The sequence below is a fragment of the Sphaerimonospora cavernae genome (assembly GCF_042435035.1).
Lineage (GTDB): Bacteria > Actinomycetota > Actinomycetes > Streptosporangiales > Streptosporangiaceae > Sphaerimonospora > Sphaerimonospora cavernae.
This window is the reverse complement of the sequence record NZ_JBHMQT010000067.1, coordinates 91,666-98,734: the sequence shown is the minus strand read 5'-3', so window position 1 is coordinate 98,734 and position 7,069 is coordinate 91,666. Positions and strand designations below refer to the sequence as shown.

The 7,069-nt window shown below is 69.8% G+C and carries 8 protein-coding genes; 4 read left to right on the top strand and 4 right to left on the bottom strand.

Annotated features, from left to right (window positions below; genetic code table 11):
• Positions 1-293 (top strand): Rieske (2Fe-2S) protein (locus ACFHYQ_RS28260; RefSeq protein WP_394304191.1); only part of this gene is annotated, 293 nt, incomplete at its 5' end.
• 10 nt (positions 294-303) lie between these two features.
• On the opposite strand, the gene ACFHYQ_RS28255 is transcribed toward ACFHYQ_RS28260, so the two are convergent.
• Positions 304-444: a hypothetical protein gene (locus ACFHYQ_RS28255; RefSeq protein WP_394304190.1), complete on the bottom strand. Its 141-nt coding sequence runs from the start codon at positions 442-444 to the stop codon at positions 304-306.
• Positions 445-485: 41 nt separating this feature from the next.
• Entirely contained in the window at positions 486-1,016 is a 531-nt protein-coding gene (locus ACFHYQ_RS28250) for a hypothetical protein (protein WP_394304189.1), read from the bottom strand.
• Positions 1,017-1,654: 638 nt separating this feature from the next.
• On the opposite strand from ACFHYQ_RS28250, the gene ACFHYQ_RS28245 reads away from it, so the two are divergent.
• Positions 1,655-3,085 (top strand): FAD-dependent oxidoreductase, encoded by a 1,431-nt coding sequence (locus ACFHYQ_RS28245; RefSeq protein WP_394304188.1) that lies wholly within the window; start codon positions 1,655-1,657, stop codon positions 3,083-3,085.
• A gap of 139 nt (positions 3,086-3,224) precedes the next feature.
• Positions 3,225-4,454: a coiled-coil domain-containing protein gene (locus ACFHYQ_RS28240; RefSeq protein WP_394304187.1), complete on the top strand. Its 1,230-nt coding sequence runs from the start codon at positions 3,225-3,227 to the stop codon at positions 4,452-4,454.
• A gap of 88 nt (positions 4,455-4,542) precedes the next feature.
• On the opposite strand, the gene ACFHYQ_RS28235 is transcribed toward ACFHYQ_RS28240, so the two are convergent.
• Positions 4,543-4,950: a MerR family transcriptional regulator gene (locus ACFHYQ_RS28235; protein ID WP_394304194.1), complete on the bottom strand. Its 408-nt coding sequence runs from the start codon at positions 4,948-4,950 to the stop codon at positions 4,543-4,545.
• 58 nt (positions 4,951-5,008) lie between these two features.
• Here ACFHYQ_RS28235 and ACFHYQ_RS28230 point away from each other — a divergent pair, with 58 nt between their 5' ends.
• Positions 5,009-5,716, top strand: a complete 708-nt coding sequence (locus tag ACFHYQ_RS28230) for an SDR family oxidoreductase (protein ID WP_394304186.1) — start codon at positions 5,009-5,011, stop codon at positions 5,714-5,716.
• Positions 5,717-5,730: 14 nt separating this feature from the next.
• On the opposite strand, the gene ACFHYQ_RS28225 is transcribed toward ACFHYQ_RS28230, so the two are convergent.
• Positions 5,731-6,717: an endonuclease/exonuclease/phosphatase family protein gene (locus tag ACFHYQ_RS28225; protein ID WP_394304193.1), complete on the bottom strand. Its 987-nt coding sequence runs from the start codon at positions 6,715-6,717 to the stop codon at positions 5,731-5,733.
• Positions 6,718-7,069: the final 352 nt, after the last annotated feature.

Sequence of the window (7,069 nt, the reverse complement as noted above, 5' to 3'; positions counted from 1 at the left end):
GCGAACCCCCGCACCTCGGTGACGGGAAGAATCTCCAGCATTCATGCTGGAGAGGAGTTCAACGCGACGGCAGCGACATCACCGTGATGCTGGACCGCTGCGCCCACCAGAGCGGGCCGCTCGGGCAGGGCAAGGTGATCAAGGTCGACGGGCGGCCCTGCGTCGTCTGCCCCTGGCACGGCAGCACCTTCCAGCTGAAGGACGGCAAGGTCGTGCACGGCCCGTCCAGCACCGATCAGCAGGTGCTGGACGGGCGGGTCGTCGACGGCGTTGTGGAGGCCAGATTGCCCTGACCGGCGTCCATCAGGCCCAGCGGAAGTGCACGGCCCAGTGCTTGGGGACTCCTTCGGCGTCCGGGACGACCGGGTGGCCGGCCTCCAGCAGCAGGTCTACCAGGCGGCCGTTGGGCCGTTCGATCCCGATGTTGAAGGACTTCGCCTGCACTGGCGGTGAAGCCGGATGAGCGGGCGACGAGAGGGGTGCGTTTATCGCACCGCCATGGCCACCGGCACTGTGGCGTTCAGCAGGGCGACCGCGGCCGCGTCCTCGACGACTGCGACCGCCGGATCGGGCAGACCGGTTGCCTCGTCTGCCACCGCGCGGAAGTAGTAGCCGCCGAGGTTGCCGAGGATCGCGCCAAGGGCGGCGAAGAACGCTCCTTTGGCCACGGAGTACTTCCCCCCGTATTCGCTTCCGAGTGCCGCCCCGGCGAGAGCGACGAGGGCGACGCGCCCGAACAGCCCCGTGTCGAGCGTCGACCACTGGATGCGCGGAGCGAGCCGGGACTGGGTCCAGGGAAGCTTGTCGGCGACGAATTCGGCCGCTCCCGCCCCGATCAGCAGCTTTCGCCCTACTTCGCTGCGAAACACCGGCCAGCTTCTCCACCCGCCCATGCTCGCGTCCGCGTGGTAATTCAGCGCCAGTGCCCCAAGCGGGGGCCACGATCGAAGGCCGCCGGCGACGCCCAGACACGCGGCCCGTGCCGACAACCGCTGGTTGCCATCGTCAACTATCACGAGCGTACTCCTTGCTCCTCCGACAGGCCATGGACGACACGAGCCTCAAACTCATCGGGTGCGGTGCGAGCGAGTCTGCTCCGCGCGGTGCCGTCCGCCGAGGTTCGGAACCCGGCAGATGGAACTCGTCCTCGCGGCGACGCCTACCCTGCAGGCTTTGGCCGAAACCGCGGCTGACAACGGCACTGTGCCGGACCACAGGCGCTTTACCTCTCCGCCAGCCCGGCGGCGCGGAGTAGGTAAAGGACCTCAGGCCGATCAGCTGTGTAGCGGCGGCGAACAGCGGGCATCTCTCTGGACACCTGTCGGCCAGAGAGAACACCTGGAAAATCCAGCACAGGCGCTCGGGCCCTGCAACGCATTCGATATTGGTCGTGTTCTCGTTACAGTCGCTGTCCGGCCGCCATCTTCGGCGTCCCGCATCTGATGACTGGGCATGCCGGGCCGGCCGGCGAGTTGGCCGGGCTTGATGTCGGCGCCCACGTCGGGGCGCCGACTTCACCGTCGCTGCGGGCGCCGATTCCGGTGGGATCACATCTGTCTATCGCTCAGCGTGGTCAGGAGGACTTGGGGTGCGGAACGAGAGTGTATGGACGGCCACCGCTGACCGGCCGGTGTGTCCTCGTTTGCGGGAGGACGTGGCTGTTGATGTCGTGGTGGTGGGAGGCGGGCTGGTCGGGCTGACCACCGCGCTGCTGGTGCGGCGGGCCGGTGCCGGTTCGGTCGCGGTGGTGGAAGCCCGGCGTTTGGGCGAGGGCACGACAGGGGGCACCACCGGGAAGGTGACCTCCCAGCATGGGCTGGTCTACGCGCAAATGATCGACCGGCACGGCGAAGACCACGCTCGTATGTATGCGGAGGCCAACCAGGCCGGCGTGGAACTGGTCGCCACGCTGACCGGTGAGTACGGCATCGACTGCGATCTCACCCGCGCGCCCGCCCTCGCCTACACCCGCGATCCGGGCCGGCGTCGAACGGTGGAGGAGGAAGCGGCGGCAGCCGGGCGTCTCGGCCTGCCCGCGTCGCTGGTGGAGTCGGTCGATCTGCCTTTCGAGGTCGAGGCGGCGGTGCGGTTCGGCAACCAGCTGCACTTCCACGCGGGTCGCTACGTCGCCGGTCTGGCCGCCGCGTTGTCGGCAGCCGGTGTGGCGGTATTCGAGCACACCCGCGTGCTGGACGTGGAGGAACACCGGGATGGCACCGCGCGGGTGCGCACCGCGGCCGCAACGGTGCGCGCGAACCATGTGGTGATGGCGACGTTGCTGCCGATCGGCACGATCGGAGGGTACTTCGCCAAGACCAGACCCACCCGCTCCTTCGGGCTGGCGGCCCGGCTCCGCGGTCCGGCACCGCAGGAGATGACGATCTCGGTCGACTCTCCCACCAGGTCCACGCGGCCGTGGCTCGATCCCGGACCCAACGGGCTGATCGTCGTGGGCAACGGCCACGACACCGGCACAGAACAGGACACGCAAGCGATGGGGGAGGACCTGGAGCAGTGGACCAGGTCCACCTTCGACGTGGATTCGGTGGATTACCGCTGGTCAAGCCAGGACTACACCACCGCCGATCACGTGCCCTACATCGGCCGTTCGCCGATGAACGACAGGATCTTGGTGGCGACGGGGTTCAAGAAATGGGGGTTGAGCAGCGGCGGCGCCGCCGCACTTATACTGGGCGACCTGATCGCGGGCCATGACAGTCCCTGGCTGCCGGTGTTCGACGCGACCCGCATCGGCGATGCGAAGGCCGTGGGTCAACTGATCAAGGACAACCTCAAGGTCGGCGCGGACCTGGACCGGCTCCGTTCCCACCATGGGCGTGATCTGGCCCCGGGCCATGACGGCGTGATCGATGTCGACGGCGACACCGTCGGCGCCTACCGCGACGAGGCAGGCGGGCTCCACGCGGTCAGGCTGGCCTGCACCCACCTGGGCTGCCGGCTGTGCTGGAACGCGGCGGAGACCAGCTGGGACTGCGCCTGCCACGGCTCCCGATTCGACATCGACGGAAACATCCTGAACGGACCCGCGGTCGAGGCCCTCCCCACCGTCAACCTCAGCCCCTGAGGTCGGCCGGGTCTTCGCCCGCTCGATAGCTTGCGGGAATTACCCGTCTCACAAGCTATCCGGCTCACCTGGCCACGCAACAGATTCATGTTTTCGATTTTCCATTTCCAGAAATACGGAAATTGATAGGCTGTCGCGTGTGACGAATCCCCCGGAGATTGGCGCCCCTGAGAGCCTCCCGGCCCCTGCGACCACGACGACGCGGGCCTGCAGACATTGCGGCGCGGCGATAGAACAGCAGGTGCGGCGGGGCAGGCCCAGGGAGTACTGCCCGCAGGGGGCCTGCCAGGCGGCGGCGAAGCGGGAAAGGGAGATGCGCCGGGCCGCACCCGGCCTTGAGGGAGCGCTCGCCCGGGTCGAAGACCTGTACGAACGCATGGAAAAGGGCCTGGCGGCGGCCATCGAGCCGCTCGCCCAGGTGCTCGCCGACGAGCTGAGCCCGGCGGGAGTCGAGGCGAAGCTGAGCGCGGTCCAGGCCGAGGCGCACACCCGCGTCGCCATCGCCCGCACCGAGCGCGAGCAGGCGCTGGAGCAGGTACGGCTCGCGCGCGAGGCCGCGCAGGCCGCCCGGCGGGAGGCGCAGGAGTCCCGGCAGGCGGCCGAAGAGGCCTACGCCGAACGCGACAGCGCATTCACCGACGCGGAGACCGCCCGCGAGCAGGCGCTGGCCGCCCTGCGCGAGGCGGCGAGCACCGAACGGAAGGCTCAGCAGGAGGCCGCTGAGGCCCGCCAGCGGGCCGAGGCGGCCGAGACCGCGCGCGATCAGGCCGTTAAGGAACTGACCGCACGGGTCGATCAGGCTGTCTCGGAAGCACGCCAGGCGCGGGCGGACGCCGTACGGGAACGGCAGGAGCACGAACGGGCCGCCGCCGAGGCCGCAGCGGCGAAGAACGAGGCCGAACTGGCCCGGCGCGCACACCGCGAGGCCGAGCAGGCCAGTGCGGCCGCGCTCGCCCGCGCCCAGGCCGCCGAGGCCGAACGCGACCGCGCCGTCACCCGCGCCGAGGCCGAACGCGATCGGGCGGTCGGCCAGGCCCATGCCGAACGCGACCGGGCTCTGGCTCGCGCGCAGGCGGCCGAGGAAGCACGGGAGCAGGCGATCGCCGAGACGGCCCGCGCCGCGGCTGAGACGGCGCAGGCCAGAGAACGAGCGCAGGAAACCCAGGATGAGGCGGATCGCGCCGTCGAGCAGGCTCGTACGGCCGTCGCCGAGCGGGAGCGGCTCCAGGCCGAGCTGGCGCTGGAGCGGGCCCGCCTGGCCGACCTGCGGGCGCAGCTCGACGTGGCCAGGGCGGAGGCGGCCCAGCTTCGCGAACGAGCGGTGGCCGCCGAACTCCGCGCGGCTACCCCCGACACACCGGCGACCTGAGGGGTCATGGGGTCAGCCGGGCGGCCGCTCCTGTCTCCAGGGCGGTCCACGGCGCGCCGTCCTGGCCGAGGTGGCCGGGCCGGGATGATCACGGCGTGGCGGAGCGACCCGCCTCCGCGGCGGCCTCCTGCTCCTCGACCCACGCGCAGCCGCTGCCCGGGCTTCCGGAGATCTGGATGACCGTGTCCAGACGATCACGGGTACGGGTCAACGCGGCGATCTGGGCATCGATGCGATCGCGCTCGGCGGCGAGGCGGGTACGCGAGGCCGGAGTGCTGACCTTGGCCTCGACGTAGGGCAGCAGGTCGACGATGGTCCGGCTGGACAGGCCGGCCGCGTACAGCATCTGGATCAGATGGACCCGCTCGGCCGCCGACTCGGGGTAGTGGCGCTGCCCGGAGCCGCTCCGGTAGGCGTCCAGCAGCCCCTGCTCCTCGTAGTAGCGCAGGGCCCGCACGCTGACCCCTGATCTCGCCGCCAACTCCCCGATCCGCACCGTGACCTCCGTCACACGACTTGCCTCTGACGTCAACGTCAGGTTTTAGCGTAGCCACATGCAGATCAACGGAGCACATGTGCTGGTCACCGGGGCCAACCGGGGCCTGGGCCGGCAATTCGTCCTGTCCCTCCTCGACCGCGGCGCCGGCAAGGTGTACGCCACCGCCCGCCGCCCCGACCTCATCGACGTGCCGGGGGTCGTCCCGCTGCGCCTGGACATCACCGATCCGGCATCGGTCGCCGCCGCCGCAGCGGCCGCACCCGACGTCAAGATTCTCATCAACAATGCGGGAATCTCGACCGGGGCGAATCTGGTCACCGGAGACCTGGACACGATTCGCCGCGAGATGGACACCCACTTCTACGGCACCCTCAACATGATCCGTGCCTTCGCGCCCCAGCTGGCCGACGGCGCGATCCTCAATGTTCTGTCCGCGATCTCGTGGCTCGCCTACGACGGTGCGGGCGCATACCACGCGGCGAAGGCCGCCGAGTGGGCGCTCACCAACAACGTACGCCTTGAGCTGGCCCGACAGCGCACCCTGGTGACCGGCCTGCACCTGGGCGCTGCCGACACCGACATGATGGCCTGGTACGACGGCGACAAGAGCGCCCCCGAAGTGATCGTCGCTGCGGCCCTCGACGGCATCGAGGCGCACCGGCCCGAGGTGCTCGCCGACGAACGGAGCCGCCAGGTGAAGGCATCGCTGTCGGAGGACCCGGAGGTCATCTACCGGGAAGCGGTGGCTGCCCTCACAGCCTGAATCCGCGTGGGTGTTCACCAGCTGATTTCGGCCGCCACCGGCAGATGATCGCTGCCGGTGGCGGGCAGCACCCACGAGCTCAGCGGCTCCACGCCACGGACCAGGATCTGGTCGATCCGTACCATCGGGAACTTCGCCGGCCAGCTGAAGCCGAAGCCGTCCCCGGCCACGACCTGGGCCGAGCGCAGCTGCGAGGTGAGGTCGGCGAAGGCGCGGTCGTCCATGGTGCCGTTCAGATCGCCGAGCAGCATCACTCGCTCGTTCTGCTCGGCGGCGATGGCCTCGGCGAGCGCCTGTGCGCCTCTGTTCCGCTGAGCCGTCCAGAAGCCCGCCCGGGGATTCACCCGCACGGATCCCAGGTGGGCCACATACACCGCCAGCGGACCCTGGTCCGTGGCCACCGTGGTGCGCAGGGCCCGGTTGTAGGTCATCCTCATCGCGGCCGACTGGGTGTCCGACAACGGCCCGTAGTCCATCTTGAGGTCGACCTGCCGGGTGTCCGACAGCGGCAGCCTGCTCCACAGCCCGACCGTGCCCTGCACCGTGTGGTACGGGTACGCCTCCGCCAGCCCCTTCTCGAATGTGCCCAGGGTCTGCGCGGACAGCTCCACCAGGGCCAGCATGTCCGCCCCTGAGCCGGCCAGGTCACGGGCGACGGCGACCGGGTCGGGATGACCGGTGTCGACATTGTGGCTGATCACCATGAGGTCACCGCCCGGGCGGGATTTGTCGCCGAGCAGCCCGCCGAAGAGGTTCAGCCACACCATGACCGGCAACAGCAGCGCGACCACCGCGGAGGCGGAGCGGCGCCGCAGCGCCCCGGCCGACAGCACCGGGATGAACAGGCCGAACCACGGAAGGAAGGTCTCCACCAGGCTGCCGAGGTTCCCGATCCGGTTCGGGATCTTCGCATGCAGCAGCATGAGCAGGCCGACCAGCAGTGCCAGCACCGCGAGCAGCAGACCCCGTTTCCAGGGGCCCGGCCGGGAGGCGGCGCGTATCGCCCGGCGGATGCGTGCGCGCCAAGTCCCGCCGCCGTTATCCCGGCGGCCGGCGCCGCCCTTTCCCACCTCCGCCGTGTCCACCGGCGTCACTGTCTGTCCTTGCTCACGTGCGGTCACTGCTGCATCCTCGGGTCCTGAACGGGGTCGCCATACGTACGCGGACAACTACGATCGTGCCCGATGTCGACCGCATCACCCGACACGTGAAGAGACGTCGCCACGGTGCGGCTTTCCGCTCGCGGCGCCGCCGTCGAACGCGTTGACCCCGGCGGGGACGAGACCGGGGTTGAGAAACATCGATACAGCCGTTGGCGCTGAGAATGATCTCGATATTTGTCGAGTGCCCAGG